This is a genomic window from Arthrobacter sp. E3 (assembly GCF_017353415.1).
Lineage (GTDB): Bacteria > Actinomycetota > Actinomycetes > Actinomycetales > Micrococcaceae > Specibacter.
Window position 1 is genome coordinate 15107 of sequence record NZ_JAFMPX010000025.1, and the last position, 22956, is coordinate 38062.

Here is a 22956-nt window from a genome sequence, read left to right on the forward strand (position 1 = left end):
CCATGTTGCAGGTAGCCCTCAGCCAGTTCAAAACCCACCCTCGTCGCTTTGTCGCCATCACACTTGCCGTGCTACTGGCCGTCGCGTTCCTTTCGGCCACCTTGATGGTCAACGCGTCCACCAAGGCATCGCTGAAAGCCAGCATTGGCCAGGCCTATGCTTCAGCTGATCTGGTTCTCTCCCCTGGCTCCCCGAACGAGCCACTGACCGCCACTGCGGCGACGAAGGTTACGGCAGCAGCCCCCGTGGAGGCGTCGTACGCGCTGCAGTCCCTGTACGTCCAGGCCGATGTGGGAGCCGCTTCGCTGCCGGGGTCTTTGCGCAACATGGCCACTTCCGCGGCGTTGGAACCATCGAAGTTGCTGTCCGGTACGTGGCCGGCCAACGATGGAGAAGTGGTGGTTGACTCCGTCACTGCGCGAAAGAATGCGCTCACAGCTGGCGACACCGTTACATTGGCGGGCCAGCTCGGCGGGTCCACAAAAGCGCAGAGTCTGACAGTCACAGTCTCCGGGACCATGACCGCCTCCGCTGATCCAATGTCTTACGGCTCGGCTCAATTTGTGGGCACCTCCGGCGCCGTCGGCAAACTCATTGCACTGGACACCGGCTACGGATATATCTCCGTAAAGCTGAAGCCCGGTACTTCCATCGCAGAGGCGAAGACGTCCCTGGCCGCGGCCGCGGACCAGTCGGTTGGCTCGATCCTCACAGCAGATGAAAAGACCACGCAGGACGTGGCTAATTTGACCGGCGGGCAGGATCAGTTGACCATCATCCTGCTGGCCTTTGCTGGTGTGGCGCTGCTCGTTTCGGCATTGGTTGTCTCCAACACGTTTTCGGTGCTGGTTGCCCAACGCACCCGCGAACTGGCGCTTCTGCGCTGCGTGGGTGCAAGCCGAGTACAGGTGCGCAACTCTGTCATGCTCGAAGCACTCGTGGTGGGATTCGTTGCATCGGTGCTCGGTGTTCTGGCAGCGACGGGGCTCATGGCCCTGCTCGTGAACCTGCGCAGCCACAATCCCGACTTTGCCTTCGCCACGTTGGCGGTACCGCCGTCGTCCATTGTTGCAGGCATGGTAGTAGGCACTTCGCTGACGGTCCTGGCTGCCCTGATACCTGCCCGTGCCGCAACGGCCGTTGCACCGTTGGCAGCGCTGCGCCCCGTGGACGACGCCTCAGTGCACAACGCCGGTGGACGCGTACGCCTGGGGGTGGGTGTGCTGCTGATTCTAGTTGGCGGCGCTGGGCTTGTGTATGGCGGATTGTCGGCCAATCTGCTGGTGGCGCTGCCAGCCGGTTCCACCTCGTTTATTGGCTTCCTCTTGGCAGCGACGCTATTTGTCCCCAAGTTGGTCTCCCTTGCCGGCTTGCTGGCAGCACCCGCTGGTGTCCCAGGCAAGATGGCAGCAGCCAATGCGGTGCGCAACCCGCGCAGAACCACCGCGACGGCGGCCGCCTTGCTCATCGGCGTCACGCTGGTGACCATGATGATGAGCGGCGCGGCAACGGCACGGCATGCCTTCGACACCGAGCTGGACGCGCACTACCCCGTGGACATCACCGCCCTGACCTACCCCGGGCAGCCTGCCATCACCGACGCGCGCATAGCTCAAGCGGCCGCACTGCCGGGGGTCACCCACATTGCCAAACTTGAATTGGTGGGCACGGTGGATTCAGACGGCCAAACACTGCCAGCCTTCGGCATTTCCGATACCGACGCCGCCGCGCTGCTGGCCAATCCTGCCAACCGGCCCACCCGGACGTCAGCAGTGTTGCCCAAGGGCCGCGCCGACACACAGGTGTCATTGCAGGCCGGCACGCAGACAACAAACCTGTCTGGCACCCCGGCAACATCCGACCGTTCCTATGCCCTTGTCTCACTGGATGGCTCTTTGCCGCTGGCAGTTGGCGACCCGCTACACACGGAAATCGTGGCACCGCTGTGGATAGGCGTGGACCAGTCGCTGAATGCCGACACGTTGATGCAGCTGCGTACTTCGCTGGCCACAACTCTTGGCATAAGCGAGTATTCGGTCTCTGGCGCCGTCCTGGAGAAGGTCATGTACAACCAGATCATCGACATGCTGCTGCTGGTTGTCACCGGATTGCTGGCCGTGGCCGTGTTCATCGCCCTGATTGGGGTGGCCAACACGTTGTCACTGTCCGTGCTGGAGCGGAGCCGGGAGAACTCGCTACTGCGGGCCCTGGGGCTGACACGGGGGCAGTTGCGCGGCATGCTCGCACTGGAAGCGGTGTTGATCGCTGGGGTCGCGGCCATGATCGGCTCGGTCTTGGGATGCGTGTACGGCTGGCTAGGGGTGAAGTCCGCGCTGGGTAGTTTTGCGTTGGTCACTGCGGTCATTCCGTGGGGTCAAATCATCGCCGTGGTGGTAGTGGTTGCTGCCGCCGGGCTGCTCGCTTCGGTGGTACCAGCCAACCGCGCTGCCAAGCTCTCCCCCGTAGAGGGGCTGGCGATGGACTGATTCAGCTCTTCCCCTCGGGTCCGCCACGGTGTCTGGCGACGCTGTTCGTGGCTGTGCCGTGGCGGGTCGTGCGGTGGGTCGCCGTGCGGTACCCCGACCAAAACGCAAGCACGAGCAGGCCGGTTGCCAACAGGGCCACACCCACTTTCGTCCCCACACCCAGGTACACCAGTCCCCCGCCGGTGAACGTCTCATTGGACAACGGCGCATAGGCAAACCAACCAAAATTAGTCTGCGATTGCGTCGAAATGGCTGTCACGATCCCGGCCGTCACGGCCAGCAAGGCCAGGACAGGTACGACGGCGGCCACCGCCTTGCGTCGTCGGCCTGCCTTGTTGAGTTCCCCCACTGTTTCCATGCGGGCCAGCCTAACAGCCGGTTTGCGCAGTTGCAGGAGCCCATGGCGGCACACCCGCGCCGACATGACGGCGCCCCGCTGGGAAACCGTGCTGGTCTCCTGACCGTGGTCAGGCAGGATCGCAGGCCTAGACCGTGTCCTTGCCGTCGCCTATGTGGACAACGCCGGACTGAAACTCTGTGGGGCGCAGGTTCAGGTACGTGACTCCAGCCGGGGTGGTGCGGGTTTGGGCCACTTCGAATCCAACTCCGGGTCCGTCGCCTTGGAACAGCCGTTTGCCGGCCCCGACGCACACCGGGAACACCAGCAGACGGTACTCATCCACGAGGCCGGCCTCATGGAGCGCCGCAGCCAGCTGGGCGCTGCCGTGGACTTGAAGTTCCCCCTCGCCCAATTCCTCTTTCAGCGCCCACACTTGTTCGACGGCGTCTCCGGAGACCACCGTCGTATTCGCCCACGCTGGTTCCGTCAGCGTGTTGGAGACGACATACTTGGCGCGGCCGTTCAGCGCTGCCGCCGTCGTATCCTCAGGATCAGTCATCAGCGGCCAGAACGCGCTCATCAGGTCATAGGTGGTCCTGCCGAGCAGTACGGCGTCACCGGCAGCAAACCACTGGTCCACGACTTCACCGAAACCTTCGTCGACGTAGGGAACCAGCCACCCGCCCCTGGTAAAACCACCTGTGGGGTCTTCTTCGGCTCCACCTGGACCCTGCATAACCCCGTCGAGAGTCATGAAGGTGTTGACGGTGAGTTTCATGGTTGATCCCCTTGTGCTGGTGGTCCTGACGTGTGCAGAGCGGCCGCAAGAACACAACGCCGCGACCGTTGCTCTACACTAGCCGCGGCGTGTCTTGGACGCGAGCAATGACGCAGATGTTCTGCAGGACCTCAGCCGCGGTTTTGCTCAGAGAACTGCCCCGGCGTCAGCGATACGACCTTCTTGAAGTCACGAATGAAGTGGGCTTGGTCAGCGTATCCAAGCAGGAAAGCCAATTCTGCCACCGTGGCTAAGGAATCGCGCAGGCGCTCAGCTGCCTCGTGTAGGCGGCGGCGTTGGACGAGCCGCCCCTCGTCGTCGATCGGCAGGAAACTGCAAAGGACATCTTCATAGGCTGCCATCACGGCTTTATGGGACTCCTTCGCCGCCGGACGCTCGTTCATCAGGGTTCGGATACGAGCCGTCAACTCCGTGCCAACGGTGCCGAGGACATCCGCCAGATCGACATGGCGGTCTGTGAACCCGTCCACTGGCAGGCCGGTTATCGCATGGCCCGCCGCCGGAATGAGCATCACCCCGGCAGCCCATCCCTCCCCGCTGAGCGTGGTTGCTGACACACCTGACACCACCCCATAGAAGCGGGAGTATGCCGTCGTGATGGCCAACAGGCACACAGGGTATTGCAGCACTCGTTGAACTTCTTCGGCTCCAGCCGGTACAGACCACACTGGAAACCAGTAGCGGCCAATCAACGGCAAAAGTTCCGCTCCCGGCGGGTATCTGTAGATGGTGTGCGAAACGTCCCGAGGATCCCGCAAATGTGCGCGCATGATCGGGTCACGGTGCTGGGAACCAGTGTCGGCTTTCATCAAGCGTCCATTTCGCAGAGCAGATACGCTACCCACATGAACTCAACGATAAGCGCCTTTGAAGCAGCAAACACCCCCTTGACGCAGCTCCTGGACACGGTGCGGACCGATCAATGGGACAGCCCCTCCCCCTGCGAAGGTTGGACGGTGCGTAATGTGGTGGGACACCTGATGGAAACGCAGCGAGAATTCCTTGGCCGCAACAACATCGACATCGGCAAAGTGGCGGACGCCGGCGGGGATCCCGCTTCCACCTGGCGATCACACAGCGCAGCGGTGCTGGACGCCGTCAGTACTGAAGCAGTAGCCAACAGGGAGTTCGACGGCGCATTCGGGCGCTCCACGATCGGCGAAACACTAGTGCAGTTCTACGTGTGGGATATGGTGGCTCATCGATGGGACATCGCTCGAAGCCTGGGACAGGACCCCTCGTTGACCGACACTGAACTGGACCGTCTTGAACGCGGCATCACCAGCTTCGGCGACGCTCTCTACATGGACGGAATCTGCAAGCCCGGAGTGAGGGCCCCTGCCGACGCCGACCGAGCCACCCTTGTCCTTGCCAGGCTCGGCCGCCACGTGTGAACCGACCCGGAACAACAGGAAAGCCACATCATGCACTCGACAAACTATGTGAACACGCTCATCGCAGTCGCCGACGACTGTCCGGTCCGGCACGGCATCACCCCGCCCGCAAAGCCCGGGAACCCGTCCATCGCCTCACGCACTTTTCAATTGATCGCGCATAACCCCTACCGGTTCACCTCGGACGACGTGATCTTCACCGTCTACGCGGATCGGGCAGGGCTGGCGGAGTCCGAACGCTCTTCTGCACGGGAGCACTACTTCAGCTCGGGCAGACCGTGCTTGAGGGCTTCCGACCTCGGCAAGAAATATGGCTGGGGCATTCATGCAAACGCCGACGGGCACATCGCCCTTTACGCTGTTGATTCCCCTGAATACGCAGAGCTCTCCACGGAGGTGCCTCCACAAGGCACAACTCACTTTCTCGCAGAGCGCCCCCTCACCGTCGTGAAGGCCATGCGATCAAGCCGGCGCTGACCCCGAGAGCCCAAGTTCGATGGCAGTGCCAAGAAGGGCCCCCGCAAGCGGGAACCCTTCAGCTGGTCAAGACGAAGTTACCCCTCGGCCGGTTCCTCGTACTTCGGGAAGATCGGGGTGGGGGCCGGCAACGCGGTCCCTGCCACCAGCGGTGTGCCGATGGCCGCAAACTGGCGGACGGCGTCGTCGGTGTTGCTGCCCTGACCCAAAACTGTCAACAGCTTCGCGGCAGCGTCGGGCATGACCGGCTGGACCAGGATGGAGACAATGCGCAGCACCTCGAGGGTCACGTACAGCACGGTTTCCATGCGCGGCACGTCCGTCTTGCGCAGCACCCAGGGGGCTTGATCCGCAAAGTAGGCGTTGGTGTCGCCCAGCACATGCCAAATCTTTTCCAGCGAACCATGGAAATCCTGCACCTGGTAGGCGGCGCGGGAGTACTCAAGTAATTCGCGGGCAGCGGCCAAAATCGTGTCGTCGGCTTCGCTGAACGCGCCCGGCACGGGAACCACGCCTTCACAGTTCTTCGCCACCATGGACAGCGAACGCTGGGCCAGGTTGCCAAGATTGTTGGCGAGGTCCGAGTTCATGCGGCCCACCACGGCGTCGTGGTTGTAGGAACCGTCAGCACCGAACGGCACTTCGCGCAGGAGGAAGAAACGCACCTGATCCAACCCGTACTGGGCAACCCAGTCAGCCGGGGCCACCACGTTGCCCAGTGACTTGGACATCTTCACGCCGTTGTTGTGCAGGAAGCCGTGGATCATGACCCGCTTGGGCAGTTCCAGCCCGGCAGACATGAGGAACGCGGGCCAGTACACGGCGTGGAAGCGGGAAATGTCCTTGCCGATGATGTGCACATCTGCCGGCCAGTACTTCTTGAACTCCTCGGACTCCACGTCAGGGTAGCCGACGGCGGTCAGGTAGTTCGTCAGCGCGTCGACCCAAACGTACATGACGTGTTTCTCATTGCCTGGCACTGGCACGCCCCAGTCGAAGGTGGTGCGGCTGACGGACAGGTCTTCAAGGCCGCCCTTGACGAAGCTGATGACCTCGTTGAAACGGGTCCGGGGGGCACCGAATTCGGGCTGCGACGCGTAGAGCTCCAACAGCTTTTCCTGGTAGTTGGACAGGCGGAAGAAGTAGCTTTCTTCCTCCGTCCACGTCAACTCCGTGTCGGTAACCTTGGAATAGCGCTTGCCGTCCTCGCGCAGTTCAGTCTCGTCTTCACCGTAGTAGGCCTCGTCGCGGACCGAATACCAGCCCTCGTACTTGCCGAGGTATATGTCCCCGGCTTCTTCCATCTTCTTCCAGATGGCCTGCGAGGCGGCGTAGTGGTCGGCGTCAGTGGTGCGGATGAACCTGTCATACGTGATGCCCAGGACCTTATGCGTGTCCTTGAAAATCGTGACGTTGCGGTCAACGAGTTCCTTCGGCGTGAGGCCCTCCTTCTCGGCCGTCTGCGCAATCTTCATGCCGTGCTCATCAGTACCCGTCAGGAACTTCACGTCAAAGCCGTCAAGGCGCTTGAAGCGGGCCATGGCGTCGGTGGCGATGTACTCGTAGGCATGCCCGATGTGCGGGTCACCGTTAGGGTACGTGATGGCAGTGGTCAGGTAGTAGGGCGTCTTGGCCGTCTCAGTTGATGTCACCCTATGAATTTACCGTGAACCCGGGTGAAACACCGATTCGTGTCCGCACGCATGGGCGTCCAGCTCTCCGTCGAATTGGATACTGAGGGCAGACATGCGGCTAAAGTCTGCCAGACAGTCACTCGTGGCGATGCTGAACAATGGCTGATCCGCGGCCTGGCATCCCACGTGTGCCCGTTCCTCCGGAGTGCGGGAGAGGTGCAGGTTGATTCCGAACCCCTGTTGGCCGAGGAAGCCGATGAGTATCCACCTGTAGTCACCGAGGAGGTTGTCCTCCAGAAAGGTCATCCCGAGCTTGGACGTGTAGAACGTGCGTGTGTCATCCAAGTCAGCAACGAGGATACTGAAAAGTGGGATGGTTGGCATGGCTGTTGCGGAACCGTGCCCGATAGTTGGATGGCGTCATCGGAGCGAAAGATGCAATGGCCCGCGTCGAAAACTCCCTGCGCAGGAGCCCAGTGCCGTCCTGTGAATGCGAGGACATCGCCGAAGGGAGCCGGTTATCGCCATCGCAGTACGCAGTACCAGGCGCATTTCACCCGTTCGGCCAGTAGTGGGTGCAACAAGTTCTCCTGATAGATCAATGGATCCATGCACTGATCATACGAAGTTTGCAACCGGCTGGCCCACACTGCTGCCATCGACAACGGCGCCAAGTCACCCCATTCTCGGCGGAGAAGGGGCCAACCTGCGTGCTGGCGGAGAAGATACGCCTTACGTGCCAGTTGGCACCGTCATCGGCGAACAAGGCACGTCAGGAAGCAAAAAACTCCCCGTTCTCACCGCTACGGAAGCAGGATGGACGACGCCGGCGTCCCCACCTCAGTGGGAACGCCGGAGTCGCGATCCCCTTGCGGGCAGTAAGATTTCCGCTCCGGAAATCGCGACTCCGACTTTCAGGAAGTGCTAGTCTTCCAGGTCGACCTCGCGGGCCATGGTGGCGCCGATTTCATTCTTGATGTCTTCGAGCAGCGACTGCGGTACGGAGCTGTCAACCGTGATCAGTGCCAGTGCCTGGCCGCCTTCGTTGTGGCGGGCAACCTGCATGCCGGCGATGTTGACACCGTTCTCGCCCAGCAGGCGACCCAAGGAGCCAACCACGCCGGGACGATCCGCGTAGGAGATGACCAGAAGGTGGTCGCTCATCGGGATTTCCAGCTCGTAACCGTTGACGTCAACTATTTTCTGGATCTGCTTCGGGCCGGTCAACGTACCCGAGACGGAGATCTGCGAATCGTCGGACAGGGCGCCGCGGATGGTCAGCATGTTGCGGTAGTCGGCGGACTCCAGCGTGGTGATCAGGCGGGTGTTGATACCACGCTGCTCAGCCAGGACCGGGGCGTTGACGTAGGAGACCTGCTCGGAGACAACATCCTTGAACACACCCTTCAGCGCCGAGAGTTCCAGCGCCTTGACGTCAAGGGCGGCGATTTCACCGGCAACCTCGACGTCGATCTGGGTCACCGAGGCGTGGGTCAGGGCGGTGAAGATGCGGCCCAACTTTTCGATGAGCGGGATGCCGGGGCGCACAGCGGGGTCAATGACTCCGCCGGCGACATTGACGGCGTCGGGGACGAGTTCCCCCGCCAGCGCCAAGCGGACGGACTTGGCCACGGAAACGCCTGCCTTTTCCTGGGCTTCGCCGGTGGAGGCGCCCAAGTGGGGGGTGGCAATGACGTTGTCGAGTTCAAGGAAGTCCACGTCGGTGGCGGGCTCCTTGACGAAGACGTCAATGCCGGCGCCGGCAATTTCGCCGTTGCGCAGTGCCGTGTTCAGGGCTGCTTCGTCGATGAGGCCACCGCGGGCCACGTTGATGACGTAGGCGCTCTTCTTCATCTTCTTGAATGCTTCGGTGCCGATCATGCCCAGTGTCTCGGGGGTGCGCGGCATGTGGATGGTGATGAAGTCGGACTGCTCCAGGAGCTCGTCAAAGCTGAGCAGCTGCACGCCGAGGCTGGCGGCGCGGGCCGAGGTGACGTAGGGGTCGTAGGCGACGATTTCCATGCCGAAGGCCTTGGCTCGTTCGGTGATGAGTGCGCCAATACGGCCCAGACCGATGATGCCCAGCTTCTTTTCCAACAGTTCGGTGCCGGTGTACTTGGAACGCTTCCACTCGCCGTTCTTCAGCGCGGTGCTGGCGGCGGGAATGTGGCGGGCCAGGGACAGGATGTGCCCGATGGTCAGTTCAGCAGCGGAGACAATGTTCGACGTCGGCGCGTTGACCACCATGACGCCGGCCTGCGTTGCAGCCTTGATGTCCACGTTGTCCAGCCCCACACCGGCGCGTGCAATGATCTTCAATTTCTTGGCTCCGGCAATGGCCTCGGCATCTACCTGTGTTGCGGAGCGAACCAGGATCGCGTCAACGTCAACAATCGCGGCCAGCAGGGCTGCACGGTCGGCTCCGTCTGTCTGGCGGATTTCAAAATCCGGACCCAGCGCCTCAATGGTGGCGGGCGAAAGTTCCTCTGCGAGGAGTACTACTGGCTTGGTGGCTGTCACCGGTGACCTCTTTAGCTTTCGGTTATGTTCTTGTGGGGATTTTGGTGATGGTTTTTCAGTTGTGCTTTCAACAAAAAAGCCGGACTCCAGTTTATGGGAGTCCGGCTTCCTTGCCGTAACAATCGCCATGACGGGCGACGCAAGCGACACATATCACACCATTGGACATGGTTTGTCCACACTATGGTCATCTTTACAGGGGAAAGTACGAGGGCGCCTGCCGGACCTTGGTGGGTCCGGCAGGCGCCCTCGGGCGTGAATGATTTGGCCAGAAGCCTCGCAGCTACAGCGAGGTGAGAACCGCCACAGCAGCAGAAACAATGTCCGGGTCCGTGACAGAGTAGCTTTGGGCGCCACCCCCGTGGCCGCTGGGGCCGGCAAGGTTCTCCGCCCGTCTCGCCGAGAGGTGGACGGCCTTGGCACCGGCGCTCACCAGCGTGGGAATGTCCTGTGGCCGGACCCCGCCACCGGCTTGGATCACCAGGCTGTCACCTGCACGGGCGGCGAGGGAAGCGATTGTGTCTATGCCCTCAATGCTGCGTGCAGCACCGCCGGAAGTCAGCACCCGGGTAACACCAAGCTCTATGAGCCCGTCCAACACCTCCACCGGGTTGGGGCAGACGTCAATAGCGCGGTGGAATGTGACTTCCAGCTCCCCCGCAGCAGCAACTAGGCGTGTGGTCGCGTCAACATCCAGCGCACCTCCGTCAACGAGGGCACCAATCACCACTCCACCAACCCCCTGTTTGGCGGCCAGGGCTTGGACGTCACGGACCATGACATCAACCTCGGCCGGGGTGTAGACAAATCCGCCTTCGCGCGGGCGGACCAGAACGTGCACACGTCCCGGCCCGGCGGCTGCTACAACTGCCTCGACCAGGCCGATCGAGGGAGTCAGCCCGCCGGTAGACAGCCCGGTACACAACTCCAGCCTGTCCGCCCCTGCGGCCATGGCCGCCGCGGCGCCGTCCGGATCCTGCACCGCAATCTCCAGCACGGGGCGGCGCCCGCCATCGACACTCTGAATGTTCATGCTCAGTTGACTCCCGCGATCATGGCCACAGCAACGGCGCTGGTGCGCAATTCCACCGGAATATCTACCACGCCATCAGCACCAACGGCGGCATCCACAAACGCACCGGTGCCGTTAATCCAGGAAAGCTGACCAGCGCCGCACAGCTCGGGGGGCAGTGTGATGAACCCTGTGGCCGGATCGGCAGCGAGCACGAATAACTCCGCACCCTTGGTGGTGTAAGATACCGGCGAACCACCCAGTGCGTCACCGGGACGGATCCACGGACGGGTACCGTAAATGGCGTTCCCGTTGGTTTCCAACCACGCGCCCATGGCGGCCATGGCGGCTTCCTGCAGCTCCGGAATGGTGCCATCTGCGCGAGGTCCAACGTTGATGAGCAGGTTGCCGTTCTTGGACACAACATCCACGAGCAGGCGAATCAATGCCTCACCGGAAAGCGAGTGCTCCGGTCCCTCATCCTGGTTATAGCCAAAGGAGTAACCCAGACCACGGGTGGATTCCCACGGCTGCTCAATGATTTCCTCCACATGGCGGTATTCACGCGTCATGAAGCCGTGGTAAGGAACACCCCAGCGGTCGTTGACCACACCCTCCGGAACAGCGTCAAAGTAGCGGCGCAACACGGCTGCAACAGCGTAGTCTTCGGTGCCCTTGCCACCATCGGGCCACTCGATGTCGTTCCACAGAATATCCGGGGAGAACCGGGCTACAAGCTCTTCCAACTGCGCCGCGCTGTACTTGGCGAACTGCTCGTCATTGCGGCGGAAACGGAACAGGTCCGTGTCCGACTCGATGGGCGGGAAGTCACTCACGTGCCAGTCGAGGGCACCGGAAAAGTACACACCAAAACGTGCTCCGGAGGCACGGGTGGCCACCCCCAGCTCAGCAATCAGATCCCGTTTGGGCCCACGCTTGACCGAGTTGAATTCAGTGCTTTCGGTGTCCCAGAGGCAGAATCCCTCGTGGTGCTTGGTGGTGGGAATAATGTACTGGGCACCGGCTGCGCGCAGCTTGCCCACAAACTCGGAAGCGTCGAAGTTGCCCGCGTCCCAGTGCTCGGCCAGGTCCTCGTAGCTGGTGCCCGTGCCGTACTTTTCCTGATGCCGGATCCAGCTGGGGCTGCCTGGGATGCGCACCGTATTCCCGTACCATTCCGCGTATTGGTGATAGGCGTAGGCGTCCTCCGTGGGTACGCCGCCTTCGCCGTGGGCTGTTGCCCAAGCAGGGACGGAGTACAGGCCCCAGTGGATGAAGAACCCCAGTTTGGCGTCGCGGTACCACTTCGGCACCTCGTTGAGCGGGTAGCTCGGAGCGTTAGTGCCGAAGTCCGGGCCCACGCGTGTTTCAAAGTTCAACATTTTCTAGTGCTCCTCAACCTTTCCTGCCTGTACACGGCTCACAACTGCTGCCAATTCCGGCTCCGCGGCCGAGACGCCCGCAAACGGGAACACACCGGGGGCCAGATTCTTGTGGCCTAGGCGCAGCAGGTCCTGGTCCACACCGCCGGGTGTCAGGCCCAGCTTCCACCCGGCTGCCAGTTCATAAAGTTCAGGCTCTAAGTAGCCAATCTTCACGCACACAACATCCATCGCGTGCGGGTCGATGCTAAGCATCGTGAAGTCGTGAATGTGGTGGAAGGGCTTGCGTCGTTCGGTGATGATCGCGTACACCCCGCCGGCCTTGACCACGGACTGAGTTCCGGCGTCCTTGTCACCCTCGGTGATGGAGAAGACGGTGCCCTCAAGGGCCACGGGACCGCTGGGTCCGGCGTCGACCTGGGCACCAACATGCAGCGAGACGGTACCACCAACGCCGGCGCTCACGCACTGTGCCACAGCCTCGGCGTCAAAGATGGAGGCATGCACCACGGTGCTCGAGCCGTCGGCAAATTCCGGGCGTGTAAGTAACTCACCCAACGTCCAGGACACGTCCCCGGCACCACCGGCGGTGGGGTTGTCGCCGGAGTCCGAGACCACATACGGTCGCGGGGCACCTTCTGCGAGGGCGGCATCCAGGCTCTCGGCCAGCGGCAGCGCGTCGGCCACGAACACGAACTCGTCGCGGGCATCCCAGTAGGCCCGGGCCAGCCGCTCGGCACCTTCCTTCACGGCACGAGAGTCATCGCCGGTGACCACGACGGCGGCCTGGCAGCGCGGTTCATCCGCCCAGGCGTAGCCCACCCAAATGGCGGCGTCAATAACACCGTCCATGGCCTCAACTTCGGGCACCGCGGCGTACAGTGTACGCGCCGGTTCAATGCGGGTGCTGGTCTTTTCCCCCGGCAATAGCACGGGTACCTGCAGCCACGCCTTGTAGGGGCGGCGGGCATCAATGTTACTTCCGTGTTCCCCGCGCAGGCGCTCCAGCATATTGTGGACGGCGCGCTGCTTGGTATTCCAAGCATCCTCGTGCGGTGCCATGCGGTAGCAGGTGATCAGATCCGAAACATCCAGCAGTTCCCGAGACACATTCCCGTGCAGGTCCATGGAGGTGGATACGAACGTGTCCGCGCCCAACTCCTGGCGGACGGCTGCACCCAAGTCGCCTTCGGCGTCTTCCATACCGACCACGCTCATGGCGCCATGAATGTCGAACCAGAAGGCGTCGAAAGGGCCCTGTACACGGATGCCGTCAAGAATTTCTGCTTTCAGGCGTGCATAGGTGGCAGGGTCCACGGCGCCACCGGGCAGCGAGCGTGCCTGCACCAGCGGCACCCAGTCCGCGGCTTCGCGCAGCTCGTCGCCCGGGTTCAAGAAACCGTAGTAGGCCATGAGTTCCTCACCGCGGCGTTCGGTGAAGGCCTCGTCACCGCTGACGTGCGGGCTGAAGGTGCTGGATTCAATGGCGATGCCGGCAATGCCGATGCGCGGGAGAGAGATTCCGCCGGGGGCCAAGGGAGACAGTGGGCCCCTCCAGATTTGTGACGCATCCACTGGCTCGGTCGGGTTCAACACGAGGATCCTACTTTCATGGTGGTGGGGTGAGCTACAAGTTCAAGAGATTCCCAGGCTGCGGCAGCCGAGCCCAAGACGGCCGAGTGGCCGCCAAGGCTGCCCGGATGAACGATCAGAGGATAGCCGGAGACGGGCATGTTGTGCTCAAGCATGCGTAGAAGCGGCGGCTCCAGCAGATCCCATGCCCCGCGCACACCGCCCCCAATGACCACGTCCTGAACGTCCAGAAACGTGGCGGTCGTGGCGATGGCCTGGCCCAGCGCAGCGCCGGCCGCCTCGAAGGCGGCCAGGGCATCTGTGTCTCCGCCCCTAGCCAGCACCGCCACCTCGGCAGCGCCATTTGCGGGACGCCCTGATCGATCCGTGTAACGCAGTGCGATGGAACGCCCGGAAGCCAAGGTTTCCAAGTGCCCGAGCTGGCCACAGCTGCACGCCAGCGTCCCGAAACCGGGGGTGTGCCCAATCTCTCCGGCCGCACCGCGGGGCCCGGCAAAGACGGATCCGTCCAGTGCAAGGGCACCGCCAACACCGGTACCGAGCATGATGCCGATCGCATTGCTCATCCCAGCCAGTGCCCCGTAGGCCATTTCCCCGCACAGGAAGGCGTTCACGTCGTTGTCAACAACGACGCCGACGCCAAGCCGGGTGGAAAGGTCCGCGGCAAGCGGGAAGCCTGCCCAGTCGTTGAACGACGCCGATGCGGCCTTGACCACGCCGGTTTTCTGATCAATGACCCCGGCCGCGCCGACTCCCACCGCTGCCACGTGCAGTCCAGAGGCTGCCGCCAATTCGGCGACCAGTGATGCCGCGGCGGCACTCATTGCCGGGCCGCCCTCAAGGGCTGGGGTGGCAATCGTGGCTTGCGCCGCAATGGCGCCGTCGTGCCGGCAGAGGATCGCCGTGGTTTTTGTGCCACCTAAGTCAATGCCGGCCACTACGGTGTTTGTCATGCTTTCACACATGTCAGCGGCCACCCAGACCTGCCATGGAAATACCCTTGACCAGGTGCTTCTGTAGCGCAATGACCAAGATGGTGGTGGGGATCATGGAGATGATTGCCGCCGCCATCTGCAGATCCCAACGGGTTCCCGTCAAGCCGGAGAAGGATGCCAAACCAACAGGCAGCGTGCCCAATTTGTTGTAGTCCACCGTGACAATAAGTGGCCACAGGTAGGAGTTCCAGAATGACATGAAGGTGAAGACGGACAAGACGGCCACCCCGGACTTGGACAGCGGCAGAATGATCTGCACGAAGGTCCTGATGGGACCGGCACCGTCAACGCGGGCCGCCTCATCAAGTTCAAAAGGAATGCCACGGAAGAATTGACGCATCAAGAACGTGCCGAAAGCGGTAAAGGCAAACGGCAGGATGAGCGCCGGATAAGTGTCGACCCAGCCCAACCACTGCATGAGGGTGAACATGGGGATGACAATGACCTCCTGTGGCACCATCAAGGTGGCCAGGAACAAGACGAAGATCGCGTCACGACCCTTCCAGCGCAAACGACCGAAAGCATAACCGGCCGTGGTGGAAACAAAGAGAACCACTAGAGTTCCGGCGATGGCGACGAAGAATGAGTTGGCAATGTAGGTGACAAACGGGCCGTATTCGAAGACGGCAGCAAAGTTGCTCCACCGCAGCTCCGAGCCGACTAGGCGCGGGGGGGTGGCAAACATTTCACCATTGGGCTTCAACGCAGAGAAAAACGCGTAAACCAAAGGAGCCATGAAGATCAGTGCGGCAATGTAGATGGCCGCATGCTGGAAGACCAGCCGCACACGCTCTCCGCGTGACATGGGGTCATGGCGCTTCTTGACTTTCCTTCTTTTTGGTTCTTGCCGGTTAACTACTGACTCCGACTCTAAGGAGGATTCCAGGACATCAGTGCTCATAGTGCACCCACTTTTTCTGCGCTACAAACTGCGCCGCGGTCAGGACAATGATGATAGCGAACAAGATCCAGCCAGCCGCTGCGGCAAGGCCTAGGTCTTGGAACTTGAATCCTTGGTTGTAAATGAACTGCACGAGGGGCTGGGTGGCATTGCCGGGCCCACCGCCTGTGAGCAGCTGTGGCTGAACGAAGACCTGCAACGAAGAAATCAAGGTCATCACACTGGCAAAGAAAATCGATGGCGAAATGAGTGGCACCTTGACCTTCCACAACAGTGTCAGACCGCTTGCGCCGTCGAGCTTGGCGGCCTCCATGACGGAATCTGGAAGCTGTTCCAAGGCAGCCGAGAAGATCAGCATGTTGTAGCCCAAGCCCTGCCAGACGGACATGATGACAACCATGACCATGGCCCACTGTGGGTCGGCCAGGAAGTTCGGCAGTTGGAAACCAAACCACTCCATGGATAGCCCGTTAAGCATGCCCTGAGGTTGGAGGATCATCTTCCACACCAGAACGTTGGCAACCATGGGGGTGACCACCGGGATAAAGAAGAGAATGCGAAGTGCGGCACGACCTCGGATGCGCTCGTGCAGTGACAGAGCCAGTGTCAGGGACAAAATGACGCTCACGGGAACGTACAAGATGGTGAACACTGCCGTATTACGAAGCGCCGGCCAGAAGTCGGGGCTGCTAGTGAACAATTTGGCGTAATTGTCGAAACCGACAAACTTCTTCTCGCCATAGGTCGGCCAGTCATAGAATCCCATGACGATGGATAGAGCAACTGGTAAAACGGTGAACAGGGCCAACCCGATCAGGGCTGGGCTAACAAAGCCCAGCGCCTGACGGGATTCAGCCTTGGCCATCGTATTGCGACCGCGGTCGTTTACGGTGGTAGTCATAAGGTTGAGACTTTCTTAATACTTACTTAGCGAACTGCTGCTGCGCTGAATCGAGCACCTTGGCCATGGTGTCCTGGCCGTTGTAAACGCTGACAAGGTTCGGCTGGATGAACGTGCCAACTTTGGACCAGTTGTCGCTGACGCGCTGACCCTGGACATTTTCAAACGCGGCTTCGAAGGTGCTCTTGACCTGGTTGCGGTATTTAGCATCGATGGTTTCGAAGTACAGCGGCTGTGAGGACAGACGTGCCGGGTAGCTGCGGCCTGAGGTGGCGATGTAGTCCTGTGACTTCTGGCCTAGGAGCGAACCGAGAACCTTCAGGGCTGCATCCTTGTTCTTGCAGTCCTTTGCCAGGCCAAAGCCCGAGCCCAGGACAAGACCCAACGAACCGTTCTTTCCGGCGGGCAGCGGTGCCATACCCGCTTCGAAACCGGGATCGTTGTTCAGGTAGCCAACTGCGTTCCAAGTGCCATCAACTGCCATGGCTGCGTTGGCACTGGAGAATTGGTTCTCGCCCCAACCTGCGTCGGAGGCGCTGGCTACGGGAGCGGCCACCTTTTGCACGGTGACGAGGTCGCCGTACCATTCGGAGGCCTTGACGAAGTCCGGGTTAGTCAGGTCTAGTGTGCCGTCTTCGGTGACGGGCTGAACGCCTGCCCTAGAGATGGGCAGTGCCTGCCACTGGAAGTCACCCATGCCGATGCCGAGGCCCATCTTGCCCTTCGTGGTAGCCGCCTTGGCGGTCTGCTCGAAGTCCTCGAACGTCCAGCCAATTTCCGGGGTCTTGGCTCCGGCGGCCTTCAACTGATCGGCGTTGTAGTACACCAACATGGTGGACATATCGAATGGCACACCGTACATTTCCCCCTTGTTTTGCAGGATTTCCAGGGCACCCGGCGCAAAGTCCGCAGCGTCCAGGCCGGCTGTCTTCAAATCCGCTTCGCTGAGCGCTTGGAAGCCTGCCGTGTAACCAGAGAGCTGCCCTGAATTCATTCCTGAGATGCACGCCATGTTGCCCGAGGCCATGTTGGTGGTCATCTTCGTGAAGTAATCACCCCAGGGGGCGGTGCGCATGGTGATGTCGAGCTCGGGGTGCTCTTCCTTGGCAATGGCCAGCTGTGCATTCAGTGCGGCAGTGTCATCTTCGCTTCCTGACCACATGTCAATCACAACGCTGTTCTCGGAGGCTCCCCCTCCGGTAGAGGCGCCGCCACAGGCGGATAGTGCCAGCGAAGCGACAGCCGCAACAGCCATAAAGCCGATGTGTGCTTTCTTCATTGAAAAATTGCTCCTCGGGTAATGGCACTCAAGATGCCAAGTATCGTTCGACGTATGATGATGGGGTTCTTTGTGCGATGCCCTAGAATTAACTTAGTTCGATTATCGATCTGACTTCCAGTCAACCTCGCGTAAAGTAAGTGTCGCAGATCATGTTGAGATCATCAAGCCAGTCATCGGATGTCTGGTTGGTATCAGAGCCATAATCTATGAAAATAGCCTAGAATCCGATGCTCTGGTCACAAACTTGACGGAATATTTCAGGCTGCCAAGTCGGCCGGCAACTTATCTCCTCGTATGCCTATGCTGACAATGGCAGGCGAATCTTCTTATTTCGACAGCAAGGAAAAGTACATGCAGGATAACAAACCAACGTCCTCGATTCCCGGACAGTCGCAGCACATCATTTCACTGGTGGCCCACGGAACGGCGACCACCCGTGCCGAGCTGGCAAAAAGGATGGGCCTGGCACCCTCTACGGTCTCACTGCGCATCGCTGAACTGACGGAGCTTGGTATTCTGGTCGAAGACGGCACGGGAGCGTCCAAGGGCGGACGTAAACCGCGTCTCTTGCGCTTGGAGGAGGACCGGGGACAGATCCTTACGGCGGACCTCGGCAGCAGGCACGTTCGTCTGGGCAGGTTCTCACTCACGGGAAAGCTAATGTCCACACATTCGGTGGCGGTCAGTATCGAATCGGGTCCGGAAGCCACACTGACGGCCGTTCAGGAAGCATGGGCGCACATATCCGGTGTTGCCGGGCTGGACCGTCAGGGGCTGCGCGGGGTAGGAATTGGCCTGCCGGGTCCCGTAAACGTGGGGGCCGGTACAGTCCAGTTGCCGTCCCGGATGCCAGCTTGGGCAGGATTCCCAATCAGGGACTGGCTGGAGGATCAATTGGGCGTGCCCGTCGTCGTTGACAATGACGCGAATCTGAGTGCACTCGGCGAGCACCACGCTAGTCTCGGACCAAACCAGCACAGCATCACCGTCAAGGCCGGCACAGCCATCGGTGCGGGCATCATCGTGGGCGGGCGCCTGCATCGCGGTGCCACGGGGGCTGCTGGCGACGTCACCCACACGCGCGTGGAGAGCGCCAAAGACAATCCGTGCTCCTGCGGAAACATGGGATGTTTGGAAACGGTGGCCAGCGGTGCAGGCCTAGTACGTCAGTTGCAACGTCAGGGGGTGGACGTCTCCACGACAGCCGATGTCCTAAAACTCGTGCACAGTGCCGAACCCCTCGCCACTACGGCTCTACGCACCGCCGGCACCCATCTGGGCGAAGTTCTGGCAACGATTGTGAACTTCTTCAACCCAGATTCGTTGTTCCTCACCGGGCGCATGGCCTCCAGTGAATTGTTCATCGCCGCCGTGCGCAGCCGCATCTACGAAGGTTGCCACCCACTCATGACGCAAAAAATACACATTGGTGCCGCCACCACTGGTCCCGATTCGGGTCTCTACGGCGCCGCTTACCTAGTACTCAACAGAATACTCAGCGATCTCGGAAGCACCCGGTAGCCTATCTGAATAAAGCACGACGGCGCCTGCCAGGTCCCTTTCGGGACCGACAGGCGCCGTCGTACATGGGCAAACTAGCAGCCAGCTGCTGCACTGAGCAAGCGGTTCTAGCGGGCTACGGAGCCTTCGGTGTAGTCATCGCTGTTACTGATCCAAGAGAACAATCCACGCAGTTCGCGGCCGGTGGCCTCGATCGGGTGGTCTTCACCCTTCTTGCGCAGCGCCATGAATTCCGGTCCGCCGGCATCCTGGTCGTTGATGAAGCGGGTTGCAAAGGCACCGCTCTGGATGTCAGCGAGAACCGCCTTCATGTTCTCCTTGACCTGCGGGGTGATAACGCGCGGGCCGGAGACGTAGTCGCCGTACTCAGCGGTGTCGGAAACGCTCCAGCGCTGCTTGGCGATGCCACCTTCCCACATGAGGTCAACGATCAGCTTGAGCTCGTGCAGCACCTCGAAGTAGGCAATCTCCGGCTTGTAGCCAGCTTCTGTGAGCACCTCAAAACCGTACTGCACCAACTGTGAGGTGCCGCCGCAGAGCACTGCCTGCTCGCCGAACAAGTCGGTTTCCGTCTCTTCGGTGAACGTGGTCTCGATGACACCTGCACGGGTTCCACCGATGCCCTTGGCGTAGGACAGAGCCAGTGCCTTGGCACCGCCGGTGAAGTCCTGCTCGACGGCGATCAGGTCGGGAATGCCGCGGCCTGCTTCGAATTCGCGGCGCACTGTGTGTCCAGGGGCCTTCGGGGCAACCAAGGCAACGTCGACGTCGGCCGGCGGGGTGATGTAGCCGAAGCGGATGTTGAAGCCGTGGCCGAAGAACAGCGCGTCGCCAGCCTTCAGGTTGGGGGCAATGTCCTCGGCGTAAACGAAGCGCTGGACCTGGTCCGGGGTGAGGATCATGATCAAGTCAGCTTCGGCTGTTGCCTCGGCGACGCTGAGGACGCGCAGGCCCTCGGCCTCGGCCTTGGCGATGGACTTGGAGCCTGCCTTCAGGCCGACGCGGACGTCGACGCCGGAATCGCGCAGGCTCAGTGCGTGTGCGTGGCCCTGGCTGCCGTAGCCGATGACGGCGACCTTGCGACCCTGGATGATGGACAGGTCTGCATCGTCGTCGTAGAACATCTCAGTCACTGTGAAACTCCTTGAATAAATGGTGGGTGGTGCTGATAGAAAAAGTATTTCATGCGGCACGGCAGGGCTTGCGCCCCAAGGCTAGGAGGCGCGAAGGGCCCGATCGCTCATGGAGCGGGATCCGCGGCCAACAGCCAGGGTGCCAGACTGCACAATTTCCCGGATGCCGAAAGGCTCCAGGACGTTCAGCAGAGCGGACAACTTGTCAGCGTAGCCGGTGGCTTCGATGGTCAATGAGTCTGTGGACACATCCACCACTGAGGCCCTGAAGAGATCGGCGGCTTGGGTGACCTGCAATCTCGTGGCGGCATCAGCGCGCACCTTGACCAGAATATGGTCTCGCTGCACGGAGTTCTCGGGAACCAGTTCAACGATCTTGATGACGTTGACAAGTTTGTTGAGTTGCTTGGTGACTTGTTCAATCAAGTTTCCGTCGGCGTCCACCACAACCGTCATACGGGAAATCCCGGAGATTTCGGTGGGACCAACGGCCAGGGAGTTGATGTTGAACGCACGGCGGGCAAACATGCTGGCCACGCGGGTCAGCACACCGGGCTTGTCTTCAACCAGTACGGAAAGAGTATGTCGAGCCATGTCTTAGTCCTCCTCGTCCCACACCGGGGTCATGTTCCGGGCAACTTGAATTTGGTCGTTGCTGACCCCTGACGGGACCATCGGCCACACCATGGAGTCCGGGCTGACCACAAAATCGATCACAACGGGGCGGTCATTGATGGCCAGCGCAGCCTCGATCGTGGCGTCAATGTCTTCAACGCGTTCACAGCGCAATCCAACACAGTCATAGGCCTCGGCCAGTTTGACGAAGTCCGGGACACGGATGGTGTCGTGCCCGGTGTTCAGGTCGGTGTTGGAGTAGCGGCTGTTGTAGAACAGCGTCTGCCATTGACGCACCATGCCCAAGGACGAGTTGTTGATAATGGCAACCTTGATGGGGATGTTGTTGATGCGGCAGGTTGCCAGTTCCTGGTTGGTCATCTGGAAGCAGCCGTCGCCATCGATGGCCCACACCACGCGGTCCGGATTGCCGACCTTGGCACCCATGGCTGCCGGAACCGAGTAGCCCATGGTTCCTGCGCCACCGGAGTTGAGCCAGGAGCGGGGACGCTCGTACTTGATGAACTGTGCAGCCCACATTTGGTGCTGCCCCACGCCTGCCGCGTAAACGGCTTCGGGTCCTGTCAGTGCGCCGATGCGGGAGATGACGCGCTGCGGGGACATGAGTCCGTCTTCGGGTTCGGTCCAGCCAAGCGGGTAGGTGTCGCGCAGGTTGCCCAGGAACGCCCACCAATCGCCCAGGTCGGGGGTGCCGTTGGCGTCGAATTCAGCCTTGATGGCGACCGTGAGGTCCGGAATGATCTCCGCTAGGGAGCCTACGATCGGCACGTCGGCCGTGCGGTTCTTGGAGATCTCGGCCGGGTCAATGTCAGCGTGGATGACTTTGGCGTGCGGTGCGAAACTGCTGAGCACACCCGTCACACGGTCGTCAAAGCGTGCGCCCAAGGTGATGAGCAGATCCGATTGTTGCAGTGCGGTCACGGCAGAAACCGTGCCGTGCATGCCGGGCATGCCCACGTGCAGGTGGTGCGAGTCAGGGAAGGCGCCGCGGGCCATCAAGGTGGTGACTACGGGGATGCCTGTCAGCTCGGCGAGGACCATGAGCTTTGCCGAGGCGTCGCACTTGATGACGCCGCCGCCGACGTACAGCACGGGCTTGGTGGCTTGGCGGATCAGGCGGGCTGCTTCACGCAGCTGCTTTGAATGGCCGCGGGAGACGGGGTGGTAGCCGGGCAGGTCGATAACCGGCGGCCACGAGAACGTCATGGGGCCCACCTGGGCATCCTTTGACACATCTACCAGAACGGGGCCGGGGCGCCCGGTTGAGGCCAGGTGGAAGGCCTCGGCCAGAACGCGCGGAATGTCGTTGGGATCGGTGACCAGGTATGAGTGCTTCGTGATGGGCATGGTGATGCCGACAATGTCAGCTTCCTGGAAGGCGTCCGTGCCGATGACGGCGCTGGAGACCTGGCCGGTGATGGCCACGAGCGGAACCGAGTCCATGTGCGCATCCATGATGGCTGTCACCAGGTTAGTGGCGCCAGGGCCTGACGTGGCGATACAGACGCCAACTTCACCCGTGACCTGAGCATAGCCCTGGGCGGCGTGGCCGGCTCCTTGCTCGTGACGAACCAGAATGTGGTTTAGATCCGAGGCCATGAGGGGGTCGTAGGTGGGAAGGATTGCACCACCGGGCAAACCGAAAATGTCCTTGACACCAAGTTCTTCAAGCGAGCGGACGAGGGCTTCGGAGCCGCTCATCTGTACGGGGGCCACAACATTGTTGGGACCTACGACGTCGGAGGCTTGGCTTCTTGTGCTCACGACACCTGAGGCGGTGCTGCCTTGCGCACCGTGCCCGGAGGACTTGGCGGCCATCAGCGCGGGGCTGGCGGGCGTTCCTTTACTCATCGGTTCTTCCTTTGGGGAACTCATGCTTTTGGGTAAATCTTCTTTAGTTTGCGTCTAATTCTGGATGGTACACGCAGTGATACGAGTTGCCGCTGGTGG

At 61.2% G+C, this 22956-nt stretch carries 20 protein-coding genes; 4 read left to right on the forward strand and 16 right to left on the reverse strand.

The annotated features are described in order from the left end of the window. Window positions 1-2: 2 nt before the first annotated feature. On the forward strand, window positions 3-2486 hold the full coding sequence (locus tag JMA46_RS11450; RefSeq protein WP_207345464.1) for an FtsX family ABC transporter permease: 2484 nt from the start codon (window positions 3-5) through the stop codon (window positions 2484-2486). A gap of 1 nt (window position 2487) precedes the next feature. Here JMA46_RS11450 and JMA46_RS11455 read toward each other — a convergent pair whose 3' ends face one another. The 3 genes from JMA46_RS11455 to JMA46_RS11465 all read right to left on the reverse strand — a co-directional run bounded on the left by JMA46_RS11455 (window position 2488) and on the right by JMA46_RS11465 (window position 4434). Beyond that, the gene (locus tag JMA46_RS11455) at window positions 2488-2844 is read right to left on the reverse strand and encodes a hypothetical protein (RefSeq protein ID WP_207345465.1); all 357 of its coding nucleotides are present in this window, start codon (window positions 2842-2844) and stop codon (window positions 2488-2490) included. A 127-nt stretch (window positions 2845-2971) separates the two neighbouring features. Beyond that, window positions 2972-3604 (reverse strand): dihydrofolate reductase family protein, encoded by a 633-nt coding sequence (locus JMA46_RS11460; RefSeq protein WP_207345466.1) that lies wholly within the window; start codon window positions 3602-3604, stop codon window positions 2972-2974. A gap of 131 nt (window positions 3605-3735) precedes the next feature. After that, window positions 3736-4434 carry an AraC family transcriptional regulator gene (locus tag JMA46_RS11465; protein WP_207345467.1) on the reverse strand — a complete coding sequence of 233 codons (699 nt, stop codon included), beginning with the start codon at window positions 4432-4434 and terminating at the stop codon, window positions 3736-3738. Window positions 4435-4470: 36 nt separating this feature from the next. Between JMA46_RS11465 and JMA46_RS11470 the strand changes: the two genes are divergently transcribed. Then, entirely contained in the window at window positions 4471-5019 is a 549-nt protein-coding gene (locus JMA46_RS11470) for a TIGR03086 family metal-binding protein (protein ID WP_207345468.1), read from the forward strand. 30 nt (window positions 5020-5049) lie between these two features. Next, window positions 5050-5496, forward strand: a complete 447-nt coding sequence (locus tag JMA46_RS11475) for a DUF6157 family protein (protein ID WP_207345469.1) — start codon at window positions 5050-5052, stop codon at window positions 5494-5496. A 77-nt stretch (window positions 5497-5573) separates the two neighbouring features. On the opposite strand, the gene metG is transcribed toward JMA46_RS11475, so the two are convergent. The 10 genes from metG to JMA46_RS11525 all read right to left on the reverse strand — a co-directional run bounded on the left by metG (window position 5574) and on the right by JMA46_RS11525 (window position 17713). Then, window positions 5574-7148: a methionine--tRNA ligase gene (gene metG / locus JMA46_RS11480; protein WP_207345470.1), complete on the reverse strand. Its 1575-nt coding sequence runs from the start codon at window positions 7146-7148 to the stop codon at window positions 5574-5576. Window positions 7149-7157: 9 nt separating this feature from the next. After that, the gene (locus JMA46_RS11485) at window positions 7158-7514 is read right to left on the reverse strand and encodes a VOC family protein (RefSeq protein ID WP_207345471.1); all 357 of its coding nucleotides are present in this window, start codon (window positions 7512-7514) and stop codon (window positions 7158-7160) included. A gap of 540 nt (window positions 7515-8054) precedes the next feature. Further along, window positions 8055-9650, reverse strand: a complete 1596-nt coding sequence (gene serA / locus JMA46_RS11490) for a phosphoglycerate dehydrogenase (RefSeq protein ID WP_348770134.1) — start codon at window positions 9648-9650, stop codon at window positions 8055-8057. Window positions 9651-9933: 283 nt separating this feature from the next. Next, window positions 9934-10683 (reverse strand): copper homeostasis protein CutC, encoded by a 750-nt coding sequence (locus JMA46_RS11495; protein ID WP_207345473.1) that lies wholly within the window; start codon window positions 10681-10683, stop codon window positions 9934-9936. Window positions 10684-10685: 2 nt separating this feature from the next. After that, window positions 10686-12044 carry an alpha-L-fucosidase gene (locus JMA46_RS11500; RefSeq protein WP_207345474.1) on the reverse strand — a complete coding sequence of 453 codons (1359 nt, stop codon included), beginning with the start codon at window positions 12042-12044 and terminating at the stop codon, window positions 10686-10688. 3 nt (window positions 12045-12047) lie between these two features. Further along, a complete protein-coding gene (locus JMA46_RS11505) occupies window positions 12048-13640 on the reverse strand; it encodes a M81 family metallopeptidase (protein WP_348770135.1) in 1593 nt (530 codons plus the stop codon). Then, on the reverse strand, window positions 13634-14590 hold the full coding sequence (locus tag JMA46_RS11510; protein ID WP_207345475.1) for an ROK family protein: 957 nt from the start codon (window positions 14588-14590) through the stop codon (window positions 13634-13636). The genes JMA46_RS11505 and JMA46_RS11510 overlap by 7 nt, the downstream gene beginning before the upstream one ends. A 13-nt stretch (window positions 14591-14603) precedes the next feature. Next, complete coding sequence (locus tag JMA46_RS11515) at window positions 14604-15437, reverse strand: carbohydrate ABC transporter permease (RefSeq protein ID WP_247647252.1); 834 nt, start codon at window positions 15435-15437, stop codon at window positions 14604-14606. Window positions 15438-15522: 85 nt separating this feature from the next. Continuing rightward, window positions 15523-16434, reverse strand: a complete 912-nt coding sequence (locus JMA46_RS11520) for a sugar ABC transporter permease (protein ID WP_207345477.1) — start codon at window positions 16432-16434, stop codon at window positions 15523-15525. A 22-nt stretch (window positions 16435-16456) separates the two neighbouring features. After that, entirely contained in the window at window positions 16457-17713 is a 1257-nt protein-coding gene (locus JMA46_RS11525; protein ID WP_247647253.1) for an extracellular solute-binding protein, read from the reverse strand. A 354-nt stretch (window positions 17714-18067) separates the two neighbouring features. On the opposite strand from JMA46_RS11525, the gene JMA46_RS11530 reads away from it, so the two are divergent. After that, window positions 18068-19237, forward strand: coding sequence for an ROK family transcriptional regulator (locus JMA46_RS11530; protein ID WP_207345478.1), 1170 nt, complete (start codon window positions 18068-18070; stop codon window positions 19235-19237). A gap of 107 nt (window positions 19238-19344) precedes the next feature. Here the strand turns inward: JMA46_RS11530 and ilvC are convergent, their stop codons facing one another. The 3 genes from ilvC to JMA46_RS11545 form a co-directional block, all read right to left on the reverse strand. Then, a complete protein-coding gene (gene ilvC, locus JMA46_RS11535) occupies window positions 19345-20370 on the reverse strand; it encodes a ketol-acid reductoisomerase (RefSeq protein WP_207345479.1) in 1026 nt (341 codons plus the stop codon). A gap of 81 nt (window positions 20371-20451) precedes the next feature. Further along, window positions 20452-20964, reverse strand: a complete 513-nt coding sequence (ilvN, locus tag JMA46_RS11540; protein ID WP_207345480.1) for an acetolactate synthase small subunit — start codon at window positions 20962-20964, stop codon at window positions 20452-20454. Window positions 20965-20967: 3 nt separating this feature from the next. Next, window positions 20968-22857, reverse strand: coding sequence for an acetolactate synthase large subunit (locus tag JMA46_RS11545; protein ID WP_207345481.1), 1890 nt, complete (start codon window positions 22855-22857; stop codon window positions 20968-20970). Window positions 22858-22956: the final 99 nt, after the last annotated feature.